Below are 22250 nucleotides of genomic sequence, written 5' to 3'. Positions count from 1 at the left end.
CTCTCAAACGCGGATACCCAGGAGCCAAGCATGGCAAAGAAGAGTTCAGTCGAGAAGAACAACCGGCGCAAGCGGATGGTGAAGAACGCCGCCGCCAAGCGCGAGCGGTTGAAGGCGGTCATCGCCGACAAGACGCTGCCGATGGAAGAGCGGTTCGCCGCGACCCTGAAGCTGGCGGAGATGCCGCGCAATTCGTCGGCGACCCGCATCCGCCTGCGCTGCGAGCTGTCGGGCCGCCCGCGCTCGAACTACCGCAAGAACAAGCTGTCCCGTATCGCGCTGCGCGACCTTGGCTCCAAGGGCATGGTCCCGGGCCTCGTGAAGTCCAGCTGGTAAGGAGGGTCGTTTAGATGTCAACGCACGATCCAATCAGCGATCTGATCACCCGTATCCGCAACGCGCAGATGCGTTCGAAGACCAAGGTCTCCACGCCCGGCTCGAAGATGCGCGAGAATGTGCTCGAGGTTCTGAAGACCGAGGGCTATATCCGCGGTTACGCCACGCTCGAGCATTCCTCGGGCCGCAGCGAGATCGAGATCGAGCTGAAGTATTTCGACGGCGAGCCCGTCATCCGCGAGATTGAGCGCGTTTCCAAGCCCGGGCGCAGAGTCTACGCCTCGGTGAAGAATCTGCCGCGGGTGAACAACGGACTCGGCATTTCGGTGTTGTCGACGCCGAAGGGGATCATGGCCGACCACAGCGCGCGCGACGCGAATGTGGGCGGTGAAGTCCTCTTCACGGTGTTCTGAGAAGGATTTTTCATCCATGTCACGTGTTGGCAAAAGGCCTGTGGCGGTGCCGTCGGGTGTTACCGCGACCGTCGATGGGCAGACCGTCAAGATGAAGGGGCCGAAGGGTCAGCTTCAGTTCGTCGTCCATGACGACGTCGAGGTGAAGCTCGAGAACGGCCAGATCAAGGTCAAGCCGCGAGCCGAGACCAACCGCGCGCAGGCGCTGTACGGTACTGCTCGCGCCCAGGTCGCGAATCTGGTCGAGGGTGTCACCAAAGGCTTCGAGAAGAAGCTCGAGATCACCGGCGTCGGCTATCGCGCCGCGATGCAGGGCAAGAACCTGCAGCTCGCGCTCGGCTACAGCCACGACGTGATCTATCCGATCCCCGAGGGGATCACGATCACGGTGCCGAAGCCGACCGAGATCACGGTGGCGGGCAGCGACGTCCAGCGCGTCGGCCAGGTCGCCGCCGAGATCCGCTCCTATCGTCCGCCGGAGCCCTACAAGGGCAAGGGCGTGAAGTATGTGGGCGAATTCATCTTCCGCAAGGAAGGCAAGAAGAAGTAACGGAGCCGGTCATGTCGAAAGCCAAGGTTACGAATGCCCGGCGCAAGCGGAGTGTGCGGCTGAAGCTGCGCCGTTCCGCCGGCGGCCGTCCGCGCCTGTCAGTGTTCCGCTCGTCCAAGCACATCTACGCCCAGGTCATCGACGACCTGAGGGGCGAGACGCTGGCCTCCGCCTCCTCGCTCGAGAAGTCGATGCGCGACGGTGGCAAGACCGGCGCCGACATCGATGCGGCGAAGGCGGTCGGCAAGTTGCTGGCCGAGCGCGCGGCCGAGAAGGGCGTCAAGGAAGTCGTGTTCGATCGCGGCAGCTATCTCTACCACGGGCGCGTCAAGGCTCTGGCCGACGCGGCGCGTGAGAGCGGGCTGAGCTTCTAACAGAATTTGAGGATTGGGGCGCAAGCCTCTGAAGGATTGGAAAAACCATGGCAGCTGAACGCGAACAACGTGGTGGACGCGATCAACGCGGCGGCGGACGTGAACGCAGGGAGCGCGAGGAGCGCGACAGCGAGTTCGTCGACAAGCTCGTCCACATCAACCGCGTGGCCAAGGTCGTCAAGGGCGGCAAGCGCTTCGGTTTCGCAGCGCTGGTCGTGATCGGCGACCAGAAGGGTCGTGCCGGCTTCGGTCACGGCAAGGCGCGCGAGGTGCCCGAGGCGATCCGCAAGGCGACCGAGTCCGCCAAGCGCAACCTGACGCGCGTGTCGCTGCGCGAGGGCCGCACGCTCCATCACGACATCGCCGGCCGTCATGGCGCGGGCCGTGTCTACCTGCGTGCAGCTCCGGCCGGTACCGGCATCATCGCCGGCGGTCCGATGCGCGCGGTGTTCGAAACGCTCGGCGTCCAGGACGTTGTGGCGAAGTCGATCGGCTCGTCGAACCCGTACAACATGGTGCGCGCGACCTTTGACGCGCTGAAGCACCAGGATTCGCCGCGCTCGGTCGCTGCCCGCCGCAACATCAAGGTGTCCACCCTCCAGTCCCGCCGTATCGGTGGCGACGCAGAGGCGGCTGCCGACTAACGGAAGCTTTTCGGAGTAGACCACGATGGCCAAGGCCGCAAAGACGATCAAGCTCGAGCAGACCGGCAGCGCGATCCGCCGCCATCACTCGCAGCGTTCGACGCTGATCGGGCTCAAGCTCAACAAGATCGGCCGTATCAGCGAACTGCCGGACACCCCGGCGGTCCGCGGCATGATCGAGAAGGTTCACCATCTCGTCCGCATCGTCGACGAGAAGTAAGCAAAGGCGCACGATCCCGAAGAGCGGGAAGCGGTTTTCGGTGAAGATCGTGCGCAAGACACAAGGAGAAGGGCGATGAAGCTCAGCGATATCGCCGACAACGCCGGCTCGCGCAAGAAGCGTATGCGCGTCGGCCGCGGCATCGGTTCCGGCAAGGGCAAGCAGTCCGGCCGCGGCGGCAAGGGCCAGACCGCGCGTTCGGGCGTGCGCATCAAGGGTTTCGAAGGCGGCCAGATGCCGATGCATCGCCGTCTGCCCAAGCGCGGCTTCAACAACATCTTCCGCGTCGAGTTCGCCGAGATCAATCTCGACCGGCTCCAGGAAGCGGTCGATGCCAAGAAGATCGACGCCGGCAGCGTCGTGAACGTCGAGGCCCTGGTGAAGGGCGGCGTGCTGCGCCGCGCCAAGGGCGGCCTGCGGCTGCTCGGCCGCGGCGAGCTCAAGTCCAAGCTCAACATCGAAGTGCATGGCGCCACCAAGACCGCAATCGCGGCGGTCGAGAAGGCCGGCGGCTCGGTGAAGATCCTCGCCCCTGCCAAGGAAGAAGGCGAGGCGGCGTAACAACTGCGTCATTGGCCCGCGGTTCGCGGGCCTTTACGCATGCGGGACGTGGACTTATCGAAGCCGAGCCCCAGATAATGTCCGGCGTCCGCTCAAGCATGATCCGGAAAAGTGTGAAGCGTTTTCCGAGAAGATCATGCTTAAATGACAACCTAAAGCGCGATGATGAGGCATCCTGGTTTCATCGCGCTTTAGTAGCCCGGCCGCGGGCATGACGGCGCAACAGGCGGCGGGAGAAAGTCCAAGATGGTCTCTGCAGCGGAACAACTGGCAGCCAATCTCAATTTCGGCGCGTTTGCCAAGGCCGACGAACTGAAGAAGCGCATCTGGTTCACCCTGGGTGCGCTGCTCGTTTATCGGCTCGGGACCTACATCCCGCTGCCCGGCATCGATCCGAACATCTGGGAACAGGTGTTCCGATCGCAGGCGGGCGGCATCCTCGGCATGTTCAACATGTTCGCCGGTGGCGGCATCCACCGCATGGCGATCTTTGCGCTGAACATCATGCCGTACATCTCGGCCTCGATCATCATCCAGCTCCTCACCACCGTCTCGCCGCAGCTCGAGGCGCTGAAGAAGGAAGGCGAGGCGGGCCGCAAGACGCTGAATCAGTACACCCGCTATCTGACGGTCATCCTGGCCGCATTCCAGTCCTACGGGATCGCGGTCGGCCTCGAGGGCGCCGGCAACGTCGTCAGCGAGCCCGGAATGTTCTTCCGCCTGTCCACGGCGATCACGCTGACCGGCGGCACCATGTTCCTGATGTGGCTGGGCGAGCAGATCACCTCGCGTGGCATCGGCAACGGCATCTCGCTGATCATTCTCGCCGGCATCGTCGCCGAGCTGCCCGCGGCGCTCGCCAGCATGCTCGAGCTCGGCCGTCAGGGTGCGATGTCGACCGGCCTGATCCTGGTCGTCATCGTCATGGCCGTCGCCGTGATCGCCTTCATCGTGTTCATGGAGCGCGCGCAGCGCCGCCTCCTGATCCAGTATCCGAAGCGCCAGGTCGGCAACAAGATGTTCGAGGGCCAGTCCTCGCATCTGCCGCTCAAGCTCAACACCTCGGGTGTGATCCCGCCGATCTTCGCGTCCTCGCTGCTCTTGCTGCCGACCACGGTGGCGAACTTCAATGCGGGCAGCGGGCCGGAATGGTTCCAGTGGATCAACACCCAGCTTGGCCATGGTCGCCCGCTGTTCCTGATCATGTATCTGGCGCTGATCGTGTTCTTCGCCTTCTTCTACACCGCGATCGTGTTCAACCCGACCGAGACCGCGGACAATCTGAAGAAGCACGGCGGCTTCATTCCGGGCATCCGCCCGGGCGAGCGCACCGCCGAATATATCGACTACGTGCTGTCGCGCATTACCGTGCTCGGCGCGATTTATCTGGCGATCGTCTGCCTGATTCCCGAGATCCTGATCTCCTACGCGTCGGTGCCGTTCTATTTCGGCGGCACCTCGCTGCTGATCGTCGTCAGCGTCACCATGGACACGGTGGCGCAGGTCCAGGGCTATCTGCTGGCGCACCAGTACGAAGGCCTGATCCGGAAGTCCAAGCTGCGGGGCCGCCGCCGCTAAGTACGGAGTCGCTCGAGAGGCGGCGCGACCGCGCCGCCGATTCGCCGCACGAGCAATGCGCGGCGCCGCAGAGGCGATCAGTCAGCGGCTCGGTCGCATGAGCAGAGACGCTCCCACGTCGATGCAATCACTGATTTCAAAGGCCTTCTTGGCGTCCGGGCATTCGCTCCCCTATGATATGGGTAGCGGTGCGGCGCCGATTATGGTTTGCACTGTTCTTGATCTTCAAACGCAGGTGCGCGACGTATCGCTCACCAATCCGGGGGGCGTACGCCGATGAGAATTATACTTCTGGGACCGCCGGGGTCGGGCAAGGGGACCCAGGCGCAACTTTTGGTGCAGCGTTACGGCATCCTCCAGCTCTCGACCGGCGAGATGCTGCGCGCGGCGGTTGCGGCCGGAACGCCGGTCGGGCTGAAGGCCAAGGAGATCATGGCTGGTGGCGGCCTCGTTCCGGACGATGTCGTGGTCGGAATCATCTCCGACCGGATCGACCAGCCGGACGCCAGGAACGGTTTCATCCTCGATGGTTTCCCGCGCACCGTGCCGCAGGCCGAGGCGCTGGATGAGCTGCTCAAGCAGAAGCATCTCAAGCTCGACGCCGTGATCGAGCTCCGCGTCAACGAGAGCGCGCTCTTGAACCGCGTCGAGACCCGTGTCGCCCAGATGCGCGAGCGCGGCGAGGAGGTCCGGGTCGACGACACTCCCGAGGTCCTGACCAAGCGGTTGGCCAGCTATCGCAGCCAGACGGAGCCGCTGATTCACTATTATTCCGAGCGTCGGAAGCTCTCGACCATCGACGGCATGATGGCCATCGACGAGGTCACCCGCGCCATCCACCGCCAGCTTCTGGCGCTCGGCGCGGTCGAGCCCAAGACCCACTCGAGAAGCGCGGCCAAGACGGCGCCGGCCAAAAAGGCCAGGGCGGCGAAGAAATCGGCCAAAAAGCCGGCGAAGGCAGCCAAAAAGGCGGTCAAATCGGCCAAAGCCGCCAAAAAGGCGGCCAAGAAAGCCGTGAAGGGTTCCAAGCCTGCTACCAAGACTGCTACCAAGACCGCGACCAAGAAAACGGCCAAAAAGGCCGCAAAAACGACCGCCAGGAAGGCCGTCAAAAAGGGTGCCAAAAAGACCGCAAAAAAGGTCACGAAAAAGCGAGCCAAGCGCTAGCAGCGGTTGACGAAAGCCCCTGGAATCCCCTAATAAGCCCCGCATCCAAGTCGGATAGTTTCAGACGATGCCGGGCCCCAGGAAGACCGGGGGTGGGCGTCGTGTTCGCGTTTGTGAACACCTGCCCGAGAACACAAGCACTTAAAGCCCGATCCTGACGAGGATCGGCGACAGGAGAGAAGGCCGTGGCCCGTATTGCCGGCGTGAACATTCCCACCAACAAGCGCGTGCTGATCGCGCTCCAGTACATCCATGGCATCGGCCAGAAGATCGCCAGTGAGATCCTGGAGAAAGTGAAGATCCCCGTGGATCGTCGCGTCAATCAGCTCAGCGACGCCGAAGTGCTCCAGATCCGCGAAGTCATCGACCGCGACTATCTCGTCGAGGGCGATCTGCGTCGCGAGGTCGGTATCAACATCAAGCGTCTGATGGACCTCGGCTGCTATCGCGGCCTGCGTCATCGTCGCGGTCTGCCGGTGCGCGGCCAGCGCACCCACACCAATGCGCGCACGCGCAAGGGTCCGGCCAAGGCCATCGCCGGCAAGAAGAAGTAAGTTTCGAATTCAGTCATGGCGTGTGGCGAAGAGGGGATCACCCGTTCGCCACGCGCTTTTCGTTCCACAGGTGTAGCCGCTGGCATTACGGCGGCGTTTGAGATCTTCAGGAAAGGGACTCAATGGGCAAGGAAGCCACCCGCGTTCGTCGTCGTGAGCGCAAGAACATCGCCTCCGGCGTCGCGCATGTGAACTCGTCGTTCAACAACACGACCATCACCATCACCGACGCGCAGGGCAACACGATTGCCTGGTCCTCGGCCGGCACGATGGGTTTCAAGGGCTCGCGCAAGTCGACGCCGTACGCCGCGCAGGTCGCCGCCGAAGACGTGTCCAAGAAGGCGCAGGAGCACGGCATGCGCACGCTGGAAGTCGAGGTCGCCGGCCCCGGTTCGGGCCGTGAGTCGGCGCTCCGCGCGCTCCAGGCCGCGGGCTTCACCGTCACCTCGATCCGTGACGTGACCACGATCCCGCACAACGGTTGCCGTCCCCGTAAGCGTCGGCGCGTTTGATACCAAGTTGCGGGCGCATCGGCGCCCGCGATGACTTTTGTAAGGAGCCGCGGGAATGATCTGCGGCCTTTCTCCAACGCCAGTATTTGAACTCTCAAATTGACTGGCCTGTATGGGTGAAACAGTGACGATCCAGAAAAATTGGCAAGAACTGATTCGGCCGAACAAGCTCCAGGTCACGCCCGGCAGCGATCCCTCGCGTTTCGCGACCATCGTCGCCGAGCCGCTCGAGCGTGGTTTCGGCCAGACCCTCGGCAACGCGCTGCGCCGCATCCTGCTCTCCTCGCTCCAGGGCGCGGCGGTGCAGTCGGTGCACATCGATGGCGTGCTGCACGAGTTCTCCTCGATCGCGGGCGTCCGTGAGGACGTCACCGACATCGTGCTCAACATCAAGGACATCTCGATCAAGATGCAGGGGGAAGGTCCCAAGCGCATGGTCGTGAAGAAGCAGGGCCCCGGCGTCGTCACCGCCGGTGACATCCAGACCGTCGGCGACGTCGTCGTGCTCAACCCGGACCTCCAGATCTGCACCCTCGACGAGGGCGCCGAGATCCGCATGGAGTTCACGGTCGCCACCGGCAAAGGTTACGTGCCCGCCGAGCGCAACCGTCCCGAGGACGCGCCGATCGGCCTGATCCCGGTCGACAGCCTGTACTCGCCGGTCCGCAAGGTCTCCTACAAGGTCGAGAACACTCGCGAGGGCCAGATTCTCGACTACGACAAGCTGACCATGACGATCGAGACCAATGGCGCGATCACGCCGGACGACTCGGTGGCTTATGCCGCCCGCATCTTGCAGGATCAGCTCAACGTGTTCGTCAACTTCGAAGAGCCGCGCAAGGAAGTCGCCCAGGAGATCATCCCGGACCTCGCCTTCAACCCGGCCTTCCTCAAGAAGGTGGACGAGCTCGAGCTGTCGGTGCGTTCGGCCAACTGCCTGAAGAACGACAACATCGTCTACATCGGCGACCTCGTGCAGAAGAGCGAAGCGGAAATGCTCCGCACCCCGAATTTCGGCCGCAAGTCGCTGAACGAGATCAAGGAAGTGCTGGCCCAGATGGGTCTGCATCTCGGCATGGAAGTGCCGGGCTGGCCGCCGGAGAACATCGACGAGCTCGCCAAGCGCTTCGAGGATCACTACTGAGCGAATGGCGAGTAGGGAGTGGCGAATAGGGACATCCTATTCGCTACTCACCATTCGCCACTCGCTGACCCGGGCGAACGCAGGAAGCCCACCTGAAAACCAGTCGCTGAACCACCGCGACACAAGCGAAGAAGGACTACACACATGCGTCACGGCAAGGTTCATCGGAAGCTCAACCGCACGGCCGAGCACCGCAAGGCGATGTTCGCCAACATGGCGGCCTCGCTGATCAAGCACGAGCAGATCGTCACCACGCTGCCCAAGGCCAAGGAGCTTCGCCCGATCGTCGAGAAGCTCGTCACCCTCGGCAAGAAGGGCGGCCTGTCGCTACGCCGCCAGGCGATCGCGGAGTTGCGCGACGTCGACATGGTCAAGAAGCTCTTCGACACGCTCGCGACCCGCTACAAGGACCGGCAGGGCGGCTACACTCGCATCATCAAGGCCGGCTTCCGCTACGGCGACAACGCCGCGATGGCCGTGATCGAGTTCGTCGATCGCGACGTCGATGCCAAGGGCCAGGATTCCGGCCCGGTGCAGGAGAAGGAAGCCGAGGCGGCGTAAGCCGATCAGCTTCTATGAATTGAAAGCGGCGCCTTTCCGGGCGCCGTTTTTGTTTGGGGATGCGCGAGTGGTTCGCCCGTGTACATGCGCTTCCTCACGCGTCAGTGAGCCCGATTGCGGCATCACAGTTCGCTCCCGATATCTCCATCATCATCCATGGAGACATCGCATGAACATCGACCTTTCCGGAAAGACCGCCCTCGTCACCGGTTCGACCGCCGGCATCGGCCACGCCGTTGCCAGGGGCCTCGCCGCCTCGGGCGCGAGTGTCGTGATCAACGGGCGCGGTAAGGACAAGGTCGATGCGGCCGTCCGCAAGCTGGAAGGGGCAGGGGCGAAGGTCCGCGGCATCGCCGCCGACGTCTCGACCGCGGCAGGCTGCGAGGCGCTCGTTGCGGCGCTGCCAGACGTCGACATCCTCATCAACAATGCGGCATCTTCGAACCCAAGGACTTCTTCGACATCCCGGACGAGGACTGGACCCGCTTCTTCGAGATCAACGTGATGAGCGGCGTGCGGCTGTCGCGCGCGTACATGAAAGGCATGCTCGAGCGCAACTGGGGCCGCATCGTCTTCATCTCCTCGGAGTCGGGTCTCAACATTCCCGTCGAGATGATCCATTACGGCATGACCAAGACGGCCCAGCTGTCTGTCGCGCGCGGCCTGGCGCAGCTCACTCGCGGCACCGGCGTCACGGTCAATTCCGTGCTGCCGGGCCCGACCATGTCGGAGGGCGTCGAGACGTTCGTCAAGGATCTGGCCAAGCAGAATGAACAGTCGGTGGACGAGGCCGCTGCGAACTTCGTCAAGCAGCATCGGCCGAGTTCGTTGATCCAGCGCTTCGCTAGCGTCGACGAGATCGCCAACATGGTGGTCTATGTCGCATCCAAGGAAGCGTCCGCGACCAACGGTGCGGCGCTGCGCGCCGAGGGCGGCATCGTCAACACGATCGCCTGAGGCGGCGCGCATGGCGGCCTATGTGATTTCCGAGGTCGAGGTGCGGGACGGAGCCGCGATGGAGGCCTACCGCACGCTCGCGGCTCAGACCATTGCCCAATATGGTGGCCGCTATCTCGCGCGCGGCGGCGCCGTCGAGGTGGTGGAGGGCAGCTCGCCGCCGGGGACCGTCATCATCGTCGAGTTTCCGTCGATGGCACGGGCACGCGAATGGTACGGCTCGCCGGACTATGCCGAGGCCCTGAAATTGCGGCGGACGGCGCTGGAGCGCCGGCTGATCTTCGTCGAAGGTGTGGTTCCGGCCTAGCTGGTCTGTTCCCCGACCCCTTCAATTCCGGGCGTGACCGGCTAAAACTCGGTGGATGATCACGGCTCGGTTCATACGCAACAAGCGGCTGTTGAGGATCGCTTCCGCCCGATGGCAGCGGCGGGCGATCTTCCTGCTCGGCGGCATCGTCATTGGCGCCGCAGCCGTGGTGCTGGCGCAACTCGCCGATCTCGCCCAGGATGCCTTCGGGCTGCTGCTCGCAAAGTCGCGCTACGTAGTCCTGGTGGTGACGCCGCTCGGCTTCATGTTATCGGCCTATCTCACCATCCGCCTGTTTCCCGGCGCCCAGGGCAGCGGGATTCCGCAGGCCATCGCCGCGCGCCATTTGAACGATCAGACTGCGCGAGCGCGGCTAGTGTCCCTGCGCATTGCCGCCGGCAAGATGATCCTCACCCTGTTTGGACTGTTGTGCGGGGCTTCCATCGGACGGGAAGGGCCGACGGTGCAGGTCGGCGCTTCCGTCATGTTCGCGATCGCGCGGGTGTCGCCGCGCCGGCAACCCGGATTGATCCTGGCCGGTGCGGCGGCCGGGGTCGCCGCGGCCTTCAATACACCGTTGGCGGGCATCGTGTTCGGAATCGAGGAGATGAGCCGCGCCTTCGAGACGCGTACCAGCAGCCTCATCATCGCTGCCGTGATCGCGGCCGGCCTGACGTCATTGGCACTGACTGGCAACTACACCTATTTTGGCAGCAGCGCGATGTCGCTGGCGCGCGGTGCCGACTGGCTCGCGGTTCCGGTCTGCGGCGTGGTTGGCGGCCTCGGTGGTGGGCTGTTCAGCCGCGTCGTCATCCTCATGGCGCGCGGCGTCAGGCATCCGCTCGGGCGCGCGCTCAAGAGCCATCCGCTGTGGTTCGCATTCGCCTGCGGGCTCGCCGTCGCGATCTGCGGTCTGGCGTCCGGGGATACGATCTATGGCACCGGCTACGCGCAAGTGAAGACGGCCCTCGAGAATGGCTCACCGCTGCCTCAGGATTTCGGCATCCTCAAGCTCTTCGCCACGACCTTCGCCGCGATCAGCGGGGTCCCTGGCGGCATTTTCGCACCCTCGCTCGCCGTCGGTGCCGGCCTTGGCAGCAACATTGCCTCGTTCTTTCATGACGCTCCCCTCGGGGCGATCATGCTGCTCGGCATGGTCTCCTATTTCGCCGGCGTCGTGCAGGCGCCGATCACCGCGTTCGTGATCGTGACCGAGATGACCGACAATCACGGAATGGTCGTTCCGCTAATGGCGGCCGCGCTGATTGCTCATCTCGTTTCACGCATGGTCTGCGAAGAGGGCATCTACCACGCGCTCGCCAAGGGCTTTGTCGAGCAGGCGATCCTGCCGCCGGAGCGATCGCAGGCGGAGAGAAGATGAGCCGTTTCTGGAGCAGGCTGACGCATGAGCTGAGACCCTACGTGCCGGGCGAACAGCCCCGCATGGCGGACTTGGTCAAGCTCAACACGAATGAAAGCCCGTTTGGCCCTTCACCGCGCGCGCTGCAGGCGATCCGCTTCGAGGCCGCCGACACGCTGCGTCTCTACCCGGATCCGCAGGCCACCGCGCTGCGGACGGCCCTGGCCGCGTATCACCGGGTGAGACCCGAGCAGGTTTTCGTCGGCAACGGCTCGGACGAGGTGCTGGCGCATGCCTTTGCCGCCTTGCTCAAGCATGAAGCGCCGTTGCTCTTTCCCGATATCACCTACAGTTTCTACCCGGTCTATTGCCGTCTGTTCGGCATCTCCTACGAAACGGTCCCGCTCGACAAGGCCATGCAAATCCGTGTGGCCGACTATCGGCGGCGGGCCGGCGCGATCATCCTCGCCAATCCGAACGCGCCGACGGGGATCGCATTGTCGCGTAGCGAGATCGTCGCGCTGCTGGAGGACCATCCGGACGTGCCCGTGGTGGTCGACGAGGCCTATGTCGATTTCGGTGCCGAGACGGCGATTCCGCTGGTGGCTTCCCATCGAAATCTACTGGTCGTTCAAACCATGTCCAAGTCCCGCGCCTTGGCCGGACTGCGGGTCGGCTTTGCGATCGGCGACTCCGACCTGATCGAGGCGCTCACCCGTGTGAAGGACAGCTTCAATTCCTATCCGCTTGGTCGGCCCGCCCAAGCCGGCGCCATCGCCGCTCTGGAGGACGAAGCCTATTTCCAGCAGAGCCGCGTTCGCGTGATCGAGGGCAGGGAGCGGCTGACGCGCGGACTGAAGCAAGCTGGCTTCGAGGTGCTGCCATCGCAGGCCAACTTCGTCTTCGCGCGCCATCCCGCCCACGATGGTGCTGCGCTTGCGGCAGCGCTGCGCCAGCAGGCCGTGATCGTCAGGCACTTTGGCGCTGCCCGCATCTCGGACCACCTGCGGATCACCGTGGGCACGGACGAGCAGACCGACCGACTGCTGTCGGCGCTGTCGCGAATCCTGGGCTGAGCATCGCAGGGTGGGTTGGACGAGCGAAGCGCAACCCACCCTACGCAGCAACGCCGGCTACCACCCCTCCAGCACGATCTTGCCGCGCGACCTGCCACTCTCCAAGAGCGCATGGGCTCGCTTGAGGTTGGCGGCGTTGATCGTGCCGAAGGTCTGGTCGAGCGTGGTGCGCAGCACGCCCTTGTCGATGAGGTCGGCGACATCATTGAGCAGATGATGCTGCGCGATCATGTCTGGCGTCTGGAACGAGGAGCGCGTGAACATCGATTCCCAGTGCACCGAGATTGCCTTGCCCTTGAACGTGCTCATGCCAAATTCCGGGGGATCGTCGATCAGGCCGAACCTTCCCTGCGGGGCCATGAAGTCCGCAATCGCCTTGTAGTGCTGATCGGTGTAGGTCAGGCTCGCCACCAGCGCGACTGGGGGCAGCCTCAGCTTCTCGATCTGTTCCTTCATCGGTCTGCCGTGGTCGATCACCGCATGAGCGCCGAGATCGAGGCACCATTTCTGCGACTCCGGCCGTGTCGCGGTGGCAAGTACCGTCAGCCCGGTGAGGCGGCGGGCAAGTTGGATCAGGATCGAGCCGACGCCGCCGGCACCGCCCGTGATCAGAAGCGTGCGCGGATCGACGCTCTTGCCGGGTATCGCGCCGAGCCGGTCGAACAGCAATTCCCAGGCTGTGATGGAGGTGAGCGGAAGGGCGGCGGCTTGCGCGAACGACAGGCTCTTCGGCTTGTTGCCGACGATGCGCTCGTCGACCAGGTGGAATTCGGCGTTGGTGCCCTGGCGCAGGATCGAACCGGCGTAGAACACCTCGTCGCCCGGTTTGAAGAGTGTCACGTCGGGGCCGACGGCATCGACCACACCGGCCGCGTCATAGCCGAGGATCTTCGTCTCGCCCTCGGGCGGGCTCGCGCGCTTGCGCACCTTGTAATCGACCGGATTGGCCGAGATCGCCTTCACGGCGACGCGGATGTCGCGCGCCCCGGGCTCGGGCTTGGCGGTCTCGAAATCGATCAGTGAATCCGCATCCTCGATCGGAAGCGATTTTTTGTAGCCGACGGCCTTCATGGCTTGTCTCCATCAGATGGGCTGTTCGCCTGCCGCTCTAACTGTCGCCCTGGCTTCAAATTGGCAAGTACTGTAAATTCGGGGAGATAGTCCCTGTTTGGATACTATTGGGAAAACACGCATGAAGCGGCGCAATTTTGCCCGTCGTCCCGGCTGCTCGGTCGAGGCGACGCTGGACCTGATCGACGGCAAGTGGAAGGGCGTGATCCTCTATCACCTCCAGAGCGGCACCCAGCGCTTCGGCGAATTGCGCCGCCGGATGCCCGGCATCACCCAGCGCATGCTCACGAAGCAGCTGCGCGCGCTCGAGGAGGACAAGCTGGTCATCCGAAAGGTCTATGCCGAGGTGCCGCCGCGCGTGGAATATTGCCTGTCCGAGCTCGGCGAGAGCCTCAGGCCTGTCATCGACATTCTGAAGGCCTGGGGCGAGAGCCATCAGGAGCGGCTGTCCTGCGCGCCGCCGCCGGTGGTGGTGAGCAAGCCGAAGCGCGCGGCGTGAGCCTCCGGGAGCGGATCGTACCGCTCCCGGAAAAGGTGAGCGTCAGAACGCGAACTGCGTGCGCATCGCGACCGCGTCGAACTTCGAGCCGACATCGGCAGTCGAGATCGGCGAAGCCTGTCGCGACACCGTGCCGTGCAGATAGTCGAGCATGAAGCGGACGTTGCCGTTGACGTACCAGTTGAGCGCCAGCGTGTAGACGGTCTGCCGCCCGCCTGCGACGCCGGCCGCGGTTGCGAGCTGATCGTTGAGGTCAATCGTCGAGAAACGCCCCGCGATCTCCCACGCCCCCCAGCCGCCGCCGTCGAGCGAGAACGGATGCGCCGGCTTGACGCCATGATAGGCCGCGGCCGCGGCATTGTAAGTCCGGCTCTCGCCCGTCAACACGTAGCCGGCCTGCGCATAGCCGCCCTGGAATTTCAGGCTCGGTGCGCCGACCAGCGGCACGCCGGTATTGGCGGTGCGATCGACGTTGTACCAGAAGTACTCGCCCTGGACGATGAGCGGCCCGTAGGTCGCGGCCGCTTCGATGCTGTAGACCTGCGCCCCCGAGACATTGGCGATGGCGCCGGTGGAGACAAGCGTGGTCGGGTCGAGACGCAATTCCGGGCGATCGCTGAGCGTGACCGTCTGCGTATTGGCGATCAGGTTGCGCGGCGGCTGGATCAGCCATTGCGCGTCGGCGCCGATGTGCACCGAATAGTCCTTGCCGCTGATTGGGTTGCCGGCGACGCGCGCCACCGCGCCGTACTGCTCGCTGGTGCCGGGCGGCGAAGCGCTCGAGGCGGAATGGATCGCTCCGGTCGACGGTCCCGTGACATAGCCGCCGATCCAGAGCTGGTCGTTGAACCAGCGCGCACCGGCCGCGGAGCGGAAGTCGCCGGCGGCGATGTTGGTGGCGATAATACCGGGTGAGGCGCGTTCCATGAACATGATGTCGTTTGAGCTCGTCGCCTCGTCGAGCGTGTAGGGCAGATCCATGATGCCGGCCTCGATTGCCATCTTGCCGCCGAACGGCTTAAGGCCGGTGTAGCTGATATACGCGTTCTCGACGCCGGAGAGGCCGCCGCCCGGCAGCGATCCCGGCGCGGCGCCGCCAAATCCGTCGGAGGAGCCGCCGAAATCGTAGATCAGCGCGAAGTTCCAGTCGTTGAAGAACTTGCCGGCGACGCCGATGCGCGCGCGACGGACGTTCTGGCCGCTGTCGAGCTTCTGCGGCACGGTGGCCGCGGTATTGGGGCGATAGTCATAGCCGCCGACATCGTAGTGCAGGCGGCCGGTGATGGCGACGCAATTGGCCTGATCGGCGGTGCAGATCGTCGGCCGGTTGTTCGGCATCGTGACGACGACGCCGGATGCCGGCGCCGGCCCCTTGACCGGAATCGCCGCATTGGCGTTGGCAACGACGGCCTTTGCCGCCGAACGCGCTTCGGCTTTCGCTTCAGCCTTCGCTTCGGCTCTGGCTTTCGCCGCGGCCGCCGTGTTCGCCGCGGTTTGACTCTGGAGCTTGTCGAGCTTCTGCTCCAGCATCTTCAACTGCTGCTTCAGCAGCGCGATCTCCTGCTCGCTGCTGCTTGCCGATTGGGCCTGGGCCTGCGAGGCTGCCAGTGCGCCGGCGAGACCAATCGCTGCAGCCGTAATTCGTGTTGTGCTCACGTACGCCTCCATCATCTGACTGTCTTCCCCAAGTCGCGAACGGAGAGCCTAAGTGTGATCGATGACTGCCCCGCGACGCTGCGATCGGTTGCGTGGGTTCCCACTGATGTAAATTCGCCGCAACCGAATCCGCTTCACACCACCATGCAAGATGACGCACATCATGCCAATCCGCCGCCCGGGCAAATTGCCGATTCGCACGACACCCTTGCATGCCGGACACGGCGGCGAAGGGCCGAATATTGCCGCCCGGCGGCCTTCTATTGAGGGGCGAACGCGCCTATATTCCGGCGTCTTTTCCGAGAGGTAGGAATGTTTCGATCGATCTGGACCGCCGTCCTCACGGCCTTGTGCATAGCCTTTTCGGCCCATTTCAATCCGGCCTCAGCGCAGGACCGCCGCGTCCCGTCGTCGCCGGCCGAGCTGCGGATGTCCTATGCGCCGATCGTGCAACGGGTGCAGCCCGCGGTCGTCAACGTCTATGCCGCCAAGGTGGTGCAGAGCCGCAATCCGCTGCTGGACGACCCGATCTTCCGCCGCTTCTTCGGCGTGCCGGGTCAGCAGCCCGAGCAGATGCAGCGCTCGCTCGGCTCGGGCGTCATCGTCGATGCCTCCGGTCTCGTCGTCACCAATGTCCACGTCATCGAAGGCGCGGACCAGGTGAAAGTGTCGCTGTCGGACAAGCGCGAGTTCGAGGCCGAGATCCTGCTGAAGGATTCGCGTACCGATCTCGCCGTGCTGCGCCTGAAAGACGCCAAGGAAAAATTTCCGACCCTCGATTTCACGAATTCCGATGAACTGTTGGTCGGCGACGTCGTGCTGGCGATCGGCAATCCCTTCGGTGTCGGCCAGACCGTGACCCACGGCATCATCTCGGCGCTGGCGCGCACGCAAGTCGGCATCACCGACTACCAGTTCTTCATCCAGACCGATGCGCCGATCAATCCCGGCAATTCCGGCGGCGCGCTGGTCGACATGAGCGGCAAGCTCGCCGGTATCAACACCGCGATCTATTCGCGCTCCGGCGGCTCGCAGGGCATCGGCTTTGCGATTCCCGCCAACATGGTGCGCGTCGTCGTCGCATCAGCCAAGAGCGGCGGCAAGGCAGTGAAGCGGCCGTGGCTCGGGGCAAAATTGCAGGCGGTGACTCCGGAGATCGCGGAAAGCCTCGGCCTGCGCTCGCCGACCGGTGCGTTGGTCGCAAGCGTGGTGCCCAACGGCCCCGCAGCGAAGGCTGGTCTGAAATCCTCCGACCTCATCACCGGCATCGACGGCCAGACTGTCGATGATCCCAACGCCTTCGACTACCGTTTCGCAACCCGTCCGCTCGGCGGCACCGCGCAGATCGACGTGCAGCGCGGCAGCAAGCCGGTCAAGCTGACCGTGGCGCTGGAGACCGCGCCCGATACCGGGCGCAGCGAGCTCGTCGTCACCGCTCGCTCGCCGTTCCAGGGCGCGAAGGTCTCGACCATCACGCCCGCGGTCGCTGACGAGCTGCGTCTGGACGCTGATACCGAAGGCGTCGTGATCACCGATATCGGCGGCGATACCGCGGCGGCCAATGTCGGCTTCCAGAAAGGCGACATCATCCTGGCCGTCAACAACCAGAAGATCAGCAAGACCGGCGATCTCGAGAAGGCCGCAGGCGAGCGGTCGCGGATCTGGCGCATCACGCTGGTGCGCGGCGGCCAGCAGATCAACGTCACGTTGGGCGGATGAGTCCGAAGCGACCACAGCAGACGCCGACTCTCTTTGCCGCGGCGGGGCTCGACCACGAGGCGCCGCATCCGCTGCCGGACCGGCTGCGGCCGCGCGCGCTGTCGGAGGTCGTCGGTCAGGACCATATCCTCGGCCCCGACGGTGCGCTGACGCGCATGCTGGAAACGCGCACGCTCGGCTCGCTGGTGTTCTGGGGCCCGCCGGGCACCGGCAAGACAACGGTGGCGCGGCTGCTGGCGGATGCCACCGATCTGCATTTTGAACAGATCTCCGCGGTGTTCTCCGGCGTCGCCGATCTCAAGAAGGCTTTCGATGCCGCGCGCGCCCGCCGCGAGATGGGCAAGGGCACGCTGCTCTTCGTGGACGAGGTGCATCGCTTCAACCGCGCCCAGCAGGATTCCTTTCTGCCCGTGATGGAAGACGGCACCGTGGTCATGGTCGGCGCCACCACCGAGAACCCGTCCTTCGAGCTCAACGCGGCGCTCCTGTCCCGCGCGCGCGTGCTGGTGTTTCGTTCGCTCGATGCCGCCGCGATCGAAAAGCTTTTCGCACATGCCGAGGCGGTCGAGGGCAGGAAGCTGCCGCTCGATGCGGAGGCGCGCGCGGTGCTGGTGCGCATGGCCGACGGCGACGGCCGCGCCTCGCTGACGCTTGCCGAAGAGGTATGGCGTTCGGCGCGGGCGGACGAGATTTTCAATGCCGCGCAGTTGCAGGACATCCTGCAACGCCGCGCGCCGATCTACGACAAGTCGGCCGACGGCCATTACAACCTGATTTCGGCGCTGCATAAGTCGGTGCGCGGCTCCGATCCCGACGCCGCGCTGTATTACCTTGCCCGCATGCTCGATGCCGGCGAGGATCCGTTGTTCCTGGCCCGTCGTGTCGTGCGCATGGCGGTCGAGGACATCGGGCTTGCCGATCCGCAGGCCCTCGTCATCGCCAATGCGGCCAAGGACGCCTTCGACTTTCTCGGCCATCCCGAGGGCGAGCTCGCCATCGCGCAGGCCGTCGTCTATCTCGCCACCGCACCGAAATCGAACGCGGTCTACACCGCGTTCGGCACGGCGATGCAGGTCGCCAGGCAGGCCGGCTCGCTGCTGCCGCCGAAGCACATCCTCAATTCCCCGACCAAGCTGATGAAGTCGGAAGGCTACGGCGCAGCGTACGAATACGACCACGACGCTCCCGACGCCTTCTCCGGCCAGGACTACTTTCCGGAGGCTCTCGGCCGCCAGACCTTCTACGATCCGCCCGAACGCGGCTTCGAGCGGGAGATCAGGAAGCGGCTGGATTACTGGGCCAAGCTGCGAAAGGAGCGGGGCGGTTCGCGCTAGAGGCGACCATTTCGTCGTGACGAATGGCCGCTTTTAGGCTAGGCAGGCAATCATGAGCCGCCGCATCAAGAGAATGAATCCAAGGCCGCGTTCGCGAGACGAGCGCGAGGACGCGCGTCCGCATCAGGCGCGCAGCGCAAAGAAGGCCGGGCCACGGCCGGGCGGCAAGCCCGGCAGCAAGCCGCCGCGCTTTGCGGGCGAACGGGCTGAGCGGCGCGCGCCCAAGGCTGTGCTGGAAAAGGCCGTTCCGGCAAAGCCGGTCGAAGCATTGCTGCCGACCAAGGTCCAGACCGTCACCGTGACGGCGGACGAGAACAACATGCGCGTCGACCGTTTCCTCGAAGCGCGCTTTCCCGGCCTGTCGTTCTCCCACATCCAGCGCGTCGTCCGCAAAGGCGAGCTGCGCGTCGACGGCAAGCGCGTCGACAGCAAGGATCGCCTCGAGGAGGGGCAGAGCGTCCGCATTCCGCCGCTGAAGCTCGACGCACCGAAGGTCGTCGGGGAGCTCTCGGACGCTGCGCAAAAGACGCTCAAGGCGCTGAAGGAGATGACGATCTACGAGGACGACGACGTCCTCGTCCTGAACAAGCCGGCCGGCCTTGCGGTGCAGGGCGGGTCGGGCATGACGCGGCACATCGATCAAATGCTGGAGGTGATGCGCGACGCCAAGGGCCAGAAGCCGCGGCTCGTGCACCGCATCGACAGGGAGACGTCGGGCTGTCTCCTGATCGCCAAGACGCGCTTCGCGGCCTCGCATCTGACCGGTGCATTCCGCTCGCGCTCGGCACGAAAGGTCTATTGGGCCCTGGTGCCGGGCCTGCCGAAGCCCAAGCAGGGCCGCATCTCGACCTTCCTCGCCAAGGAAGAGAGCGAGGACGACACCATCATGCGCATCGCCCAGCATGGCGATGAGGGCGCGAGCCACGCGGTGACCTATTATGCAGTGGTCGAGACCGCCGGCAACAAGCTGACCTGGGTGTCGCTGAAGCCGGTGACGGGGCGCACCCACCAGTTGCGTGCCCACATGGCCCATATCGGCCATCCGATCGTCGGTGATCCCAAATATTTCAACATCGAGAACTGGCAGCTGCCGGGCGGCTTGCAGAACCGGCTGCATCTCTTGGCACGCCGCATCGTCATCCCGCACCCGCGCGGCGGCGTGATCGACGCCACCGCGCCGTTGCCACCGCATATGCAGCAGTCGTGGAACCTGCTCGGACTGGATGCAACCAGATTTGATCCGATCGAGAACGCGCCTGAAGAATAGTTAAGTCAGGTTGAACGGGGGCGATCGGAGCACAACATATCGACCATGAAACGGTTCTCGCTCTGTCTCATGGTTTTGACCGCACTGCTCTTGGGGCAGGTGGCTCAGGCACAGATTGTGCTGCCGGGCCCCACGCAGGTCGTTCCGCCGCCTTCGCCGCCACCGCCGCCGAAGCTCGAGGTGCCGAAGATGCCGCGGATCGATGCGCAGCCGAGCTACAACTACCGGCCGCTCCCGCGTAATTCGTTCAGTGATCGCTTTTCAAAGTGCCTCGAGGACGCCGCTGGCGCGGGGCTGGGCCCCGCTCACCGCGGCACCTATGCGCTCAGATGCGCGAACTAGGGTCGATTGGATCTCCTGTCCGCTAGCGGCCAACGCCCCGGCCAACAGGGCCGCAACGCCGGCCAAGTTCCCTCATGCCCGCCGCTCGCTTTATCGGCTGCCGGTTTTATCCTAAAAGCCTGGCATTCAGCGGCAGAGACTGAAAAACCGAGATGCGCGAATTGTTCGATGAAGCTGCGGGGCAAACCCCGCCCGATCCGCGCGAGGCGGCACGCCGGTCGGCGCGTCCACCGCAGCGCAAGCGCTTCTACAAGGAGGCGAGCGTGAGCGAGGCCGATGGCGGGTATGCCGTCGTGCTCGACGGCAAGCCGATCCGTACGCCGTCCGGTCGGCAGGTGATCATCCCTTCGCGCGACCTTGCCGAAGCGGTGGCCGCGGAATGGGCGGCCCAGGGCGAGACGATCGACCCCATGAGCATGCCGCTGACGCGGATCGCCAACAGCGTGGTGGAGGGTGTCGTCGATCGTGTCGAGCTCGTCAGCGACGACCTCGCCAGATATTTCGAGTCCGACCTGCTGTTCTATCGTGCCGGCCATCCCGAGGGACTGGTCGCCCGCGAGGCAGCGCATTGGGATCCCGTGCTGTTCTGGGCGGCGGAGACGCTGGGTGCGCATTTCATCCTGTCCGAGGGCATCATGCATGTGAAGCAGCCGGACCAGGCGCTTCGGGCGGCTCGCGCCGCGCTGCCGCAGGATGCCTGGTCGGTCGCCGCCCTCCATGTGGTGACGACCCTGACCGGCTCGGCGCTGCTGGCGCTAGCACTCGCCCATGGCGCACGGGACGCCAACCAGGTCTGGGCCGCCGCCCATGTCGACGAGGACTGGAACGCCGAGCAATGGGGCGTGGACGAGGAGGCAGCCAGCCGCCGGGCCATCCGCCTCAGGGATTTCGAGGCCGCCGTGGCCGTGCTGGCGGCCGCAAGCCCGGCCGGGACCACAGGTCCTTAACGAGAGGTTTACGACGCGGCGTTACGGTGGGTCGGCGCTCCCTGAGGCCGCTGAGATGCCGACGCCGGTCACTTCCATTGCTCCCGTCAGCGCCGCCAGCCCCTCGGCTGATGCGGCGACGCCCGATCTTGTGCTTCAAGCCGGCAGTGTCGTCGATGCGAGAGTCGTCAGCGTCCTCGCCGACAGTCTGGTGCGGATCGCGATCGCAAATCTATCGCTCGACGTGATGTCGGAAATCGCGCTGTCGCCCGGGCAAAATCTCCAGCTGGCGGTGTCGCGGAACGACGGCACCGTCCGCCTTGCCGTCGTGGGCGGGGCGGGCGAGGGGGCCGCCGACGTGGTCACGCTGACGCCGCGTGCGGCCTCGCTGGTGGGGAGCCCACCGCTTGCGTCGTCGGCGGGCGCCGTGCGCAACACGCTGACACCTCCGGAGCAAGTCGCCGTCACGGTGGCTTCAGCTGATGCCGTCACCAGGCAGGGCAGCCAGGCGCCGCTGTTTGCCAATCTGGCCGCCGTCGTCACCGGCAGCGATCTGCCCGCGGGCTTGAAGCAGGCGGTGCTGGCCGTGCTGGCGCAGCAGACGCCGCTCGATACAGGGCTTGTCGGCGGCGATATCGAATCCGCATTCCAGAAGTCGGGTCTGTTCCTCGAGGCTTCGCTCGCCGCAGGCGCGACGCCGTCGTCAGGCACAATGCCAGATCTAAAGGCGGCGCTTCTGGTGCTGCGGCAGGCGCTGGCCACGATTGAGAGGGCCGTACCACAGACGCAAGGCGCTTCGATTCCTGCCGGCGCTGCGGGGACACCGCAGGTCGGCATCGCACCGGCTCCGGCCGCCGGGACGGCGCAGGCGGCATCGCCATCAATCGAAATCGCGCAACAGCCGCAAACGCCGGGCCGCGCCAATCCCGCCGCTGCCGTGCTCGCCGACATCGCCGGCGGGGCTTCGCAGGCGGCGACATCGCGGATCATGTCCGCCGGCCTTGCCGCAAGCCTGCTGCAAGAAGCGACGCAGAACCTGCCGCGCCTGACCGGCAACGTGCCGGGGTCCAACAAGGCCGTACCGGATGGCCACGTCTTCGAGGCTGCCGCACATGCGACGCC

The 22250-nt window shown here is 64.9% G+C and carries 25 protein-coding genes and 1 pseudogene; 24 read left to right on the top strand and 2 right to left on the bottom strand.

The window, feature by feature from the left end; all coding sequences use genetic code 11:
* Positions 1-30: 30 nt before the first annotated feature.
* From rpsN to hisC, 17 genes and pseudogenes are all read left to right on the top strand, one after another.
* The gene (gene rpsN / locus H1B27_RS27970; RefSeq protein WP_197968312.1) at positions 31-336 is read left to right on the top strand and encodes a 30S ribosomal protein S14; all 306 of its coding nucleotides are present in this window, start codon (positions 31-33) and stop codon (positions 334-336) included.
* Between the two features lie 14 nt (positions 337-350).
* Positions 351-749 carry a 30S ribosomal protein S8 gene (gene rpsH / locus H1B27_RS27965; RefSeq protein WP_027554158.1) on the top strand — a complete coding sequence of 133 codons (399 nt, stop codon included), beginning with the start codon at positions 351-353 and terminating at the stop codon, positions 747-749.
* A 16-nt stretch (positions 750-765) separates the two neighbouring features.
* Positions 766-1299, top strand: a complete 534-nt coding sequence (gene rplF / locus H1B27_RS27960) for a 50S ribosomal protein L6 (RefSeq protein ID WP_061876880.1) — start codon at positions 766-768, stop codon at positions 1297-1299.
* A gap of 11 nt (positions 1300-1310) precedes the next feature.
* Positions 1311-1673, top strand: a complete 363-nt coding sequence (rplR, locus tag H1B27_RS27955; RefSeq protein ID WP_197968311.1) for a 50S ribosomal protein L18 — start codon at positions 1311-1313, stop codon at positions 1671-1673.
* A 47-nt stretch (positions 1674-1720) separates the two neighbouring features.
* Entirely contained in the window at positions 1721-2317 is a 597-nt protein-coding gene (gene rpsE / locus H1B27_RS27950) for a 30S ribosomal protein S5 (protein WP_014494507.1), read from the top strand.
* Between the two features lie 25 nt (positions 2318-2342).
* Entirely contained in the window at positions 2343-2537 is a 195-nt protein-coding gene (gene rpmD, locus H1B27_RS27945; RefSeq protein ID WP_027554162.1) for a 50S ribosomal protein L30, read from the top strand.
* A 75-nt stretch (positions 2538-2612) separates the two neighbouring features.
* On the top strand, positions 2613-3098 hold the full coding sequence (gene rplO / locus H1B27_RS27940; RefSeq protein WP_011088136.1) for a 50S ribosomal protein L15: 486 nt from the start codon (positions 2613-2615) through the stop codon (positions 3096-3098).
* A 246-nt stretch (positions 3099-3344) separates the two neighbouring features.
* Positions 3345-4676, top strand: a complete 1332-nt coding sequence (gene secY / locus H1B27_RS27935; RefSeq protein WP_197968310.1) for a preprotein translocase subunit SecY — start codon at positions 3345-3347, stop codon at positions 4674-4676.
* Between the two features lie 276 nt (positions 4677-4952).
* Positions 4953-5843 (top strand): adenylate kinase, encoded by an 891-nt coding sequence (locus H1B27_RS27930; protein ID WP_197968309.1) that lies wholly within the window; start codon positions 4953-4955, stop codon positions 5841-5843.
* 185 nt (positions 5844-6028) lie between these two features.
* Entirely contained in the window at positions 6029-6397 is a 369-nt protein-coding gene (rpsM, locus tag H1B27_RS27925) for a 30S ribosomal protein S13 (RefSeq protein ID WP_028137012.1), read from the top strand.
* Between the two features lie 122 nt (positions 6398-6519).
* Positions 6520-6909, top strand: coding sequence for a 30S ribosomal protein S11 (gene rpsK, locus H1B27_RS27920; protein ID WP_007603045.1), 390 nt, complete (start codon positions 6520-6522; stop codon positions 6907-6909).
* 112 nt (positions 6910-7021) lie between these two features.
* Positions 7022-8053 carry a DNA-directed RNA polymerase subunit alpha gene (locus H1B27_RS27915; protein ID WP_061876878.1) on the top strand — a complete coding sequence of 344 codons (1032 nt, stop codon included), beginning with the start codon at positions 7022-7024 and terminating at the stop codon, positions 8051-8053.
* Between the two features lie 144 nt (positions 8054-8197).
* Positions 8198-8614 (top strand): 50S ribosomal protein L17, encoded by a 417-nt coding sequence (gene rplQ, locus H1B27_RS27910; RefSeq protein WP_061876877.1) that lies wholly within the window; start codon positions 8198-8200, stop codon positions 8612-8614.
* Positions 8559-9571: pseudogene (locus H1B27_RS27905) on the top strand (SDR family NAD(P)-dependent oxidoreductase). Before rplQ ends, H1B27_RS27905 begins: the two are co-directional and overlap by 56 nt.
* Positions 9572-9581: 10 nt before the next feature.
* Positions 9582-9878 carry a DUF1330 domain-containing protein gene (locus H1B27_RS27900; protein WP_197968308.1) on the top strand — a complete coding sequence of 99 codons (297 nt, stop codon included), beginning with the start codon at positions 9582-9584 and terminating at the stop codon, positions 9876-9878.
* A 55-nt stretch (positions 9879-9933) separates the two neighbouring features.
* Positions 9934-11259: a chloride channel protein gene (locus tag H1B27_RS27895; RefSeq protein WP_197968307.1), complete on the top strand. Its 1326-nt coding sequence runs from the start codon at positions 9934-9936 to the stop codon at positions 11257-11259.
* Positions 11256-12314: a histidinol-phosphate transaminase gene (gene hisC, locus H1B27_RS27890; protein ID WP_197968306.1), complete on the top strand. Its 1059-nt coding sequence runs from the start codon at positions 11256-11258 to the stop codon at positions 12312-12314. The genes H1B27_RS27895 and hisC overlap by 4 nt, the downstream gene beginning before the upstream one ends.
* Positions 12315-12371: 57 nt before the next feature.
* Here hisC and H1B27_RS27885 read toward each other — a convergent pair whose 3' ends face one another.
* Entirely contained in the window at positions 12372-13385 is a 1014-nt protein-coding gene (locus tag H1B27_RS27885; protein ID WP_197968305.1) for a zinc-binding alcohol dehydrogenase family protein, read from the bottom strand.
* A gap of 121 nt (positions 13386-13506) precedes the next feature.
* On the opposite strand from H1B27_RS27885, the gene H1B27_RS27880 reads away from it, so the two are divergent.
* The gene (locus H1B27_RS27880) at positions 13507-13884 is read left to right on the top strand and encodes a winged helix-turn-helix transcriptional regulator (protein WP_197968304.1); all 378 of its coding nucleotides are present in this window, start codon (positions 13507-13509) and stop codon (positions 13882-13884) included.
* Positions 13885-13926: 42 nt separating this feature from the next.
* On the opposite strand, the gene H1B27_RS27875 is transcribed toward H1B27_RS27880, so the two are convergent.
* Positions 13927-15540, bottom strand: coding sequence for an OprO/OprP family phosphate-selective porin (locus H1B27_RS27875; protein WP_061877029.1), 1614 nt, complete (start codon positions 15538-15540; stop codon positions 13927-13929).
* Positions 15541-15852: 312 nt separating this feature from the next.
* On the opposite strand from H1B27_RS27875, the gene H1B27_RS27870 reads away from it, so the two are divergent.
* From H1B27_RS27870 to H1B27_RS27845, 6 genes are all read left to right on the top strand, one after another.
* On the top strand, positions 15853-17259 hold the full coding sequence (locus H1B27_RS27870; RefSeq protein ID WP_197968303.1) for a DegQ family serine endoprotease: 1407 nt from the start codon (positions 15853-15855) through the stop codon (positions 17257-17259).
* Positions 17256-18593, top strand: coding sequence for a replication-associated recombination protein A (locus H1B27_RS27865; protein WP_197968302.1), 1338 nt, complete (start codon positions 17256-17258; stop codon positions 18591-18593). The genes H1B27_RS27870 and H1B27_RS27865 overlap by 4 nt, the downstream gene beginning before the upstream one ends.
* A 52-nt stretch (positions 18594-18645) precedes the next feature.
* On the top strand, positions 18646-19860 hold the full coding sequence (locus H1B27_RS27860) for an RluA family pseudouridine synthase (RefSeq protein ID WP_197968301.1): 1215 nt from the start codon (positions 18646-18648) through the stop codon (positions 19858-19860).
* Positions 19861-19905: 45 nt separating this feature from the next.
* Positions 19906-20202, top strand: coding sequence for a hypothetical protein (locus H1B27_RS27855; protein WP_197968300.1), 297 nt, complete (start codon positions 19906-19908; stop codon positions 20200-20202).
* A 152-nt stretch (positions 20203-20354) separates the two neighbouring features.
* On the top strand, positions 20355-21149 hold the full coding sequence (locus H1B27_RS27850; protein ID WP_197968299.1) for an ATP12 family chaperone protein: 795 nt from the start codon (positions 20355-20357) through the stop codon (positions 21147-21149).
* Between the two features lie 55 nt (positions 21150-21204).
* A partial coding sequence (locus tag H1B27_RS27845) for a TP0910 N-terminal domain-containing protein (protein ID WP_512699750.1) occupies positions 21205-22250 on the top strand: 1046 nt, incomplete at its 3' end.

The sequence above is a fragment of the Bradyrhizobium diversitatis genome (genome assembly GCF_016031635.1).
Lineage (GTDB): Bacteria > Pseudomonadota > Alphaproteobacteria > Rhizobiales > Xanthobacteraceae > Bradyrhizobium > Bradyrhizobium diversitatis.
This window is presented reverse-complemented; position numbering and strand designations above follow the sequence as displayed.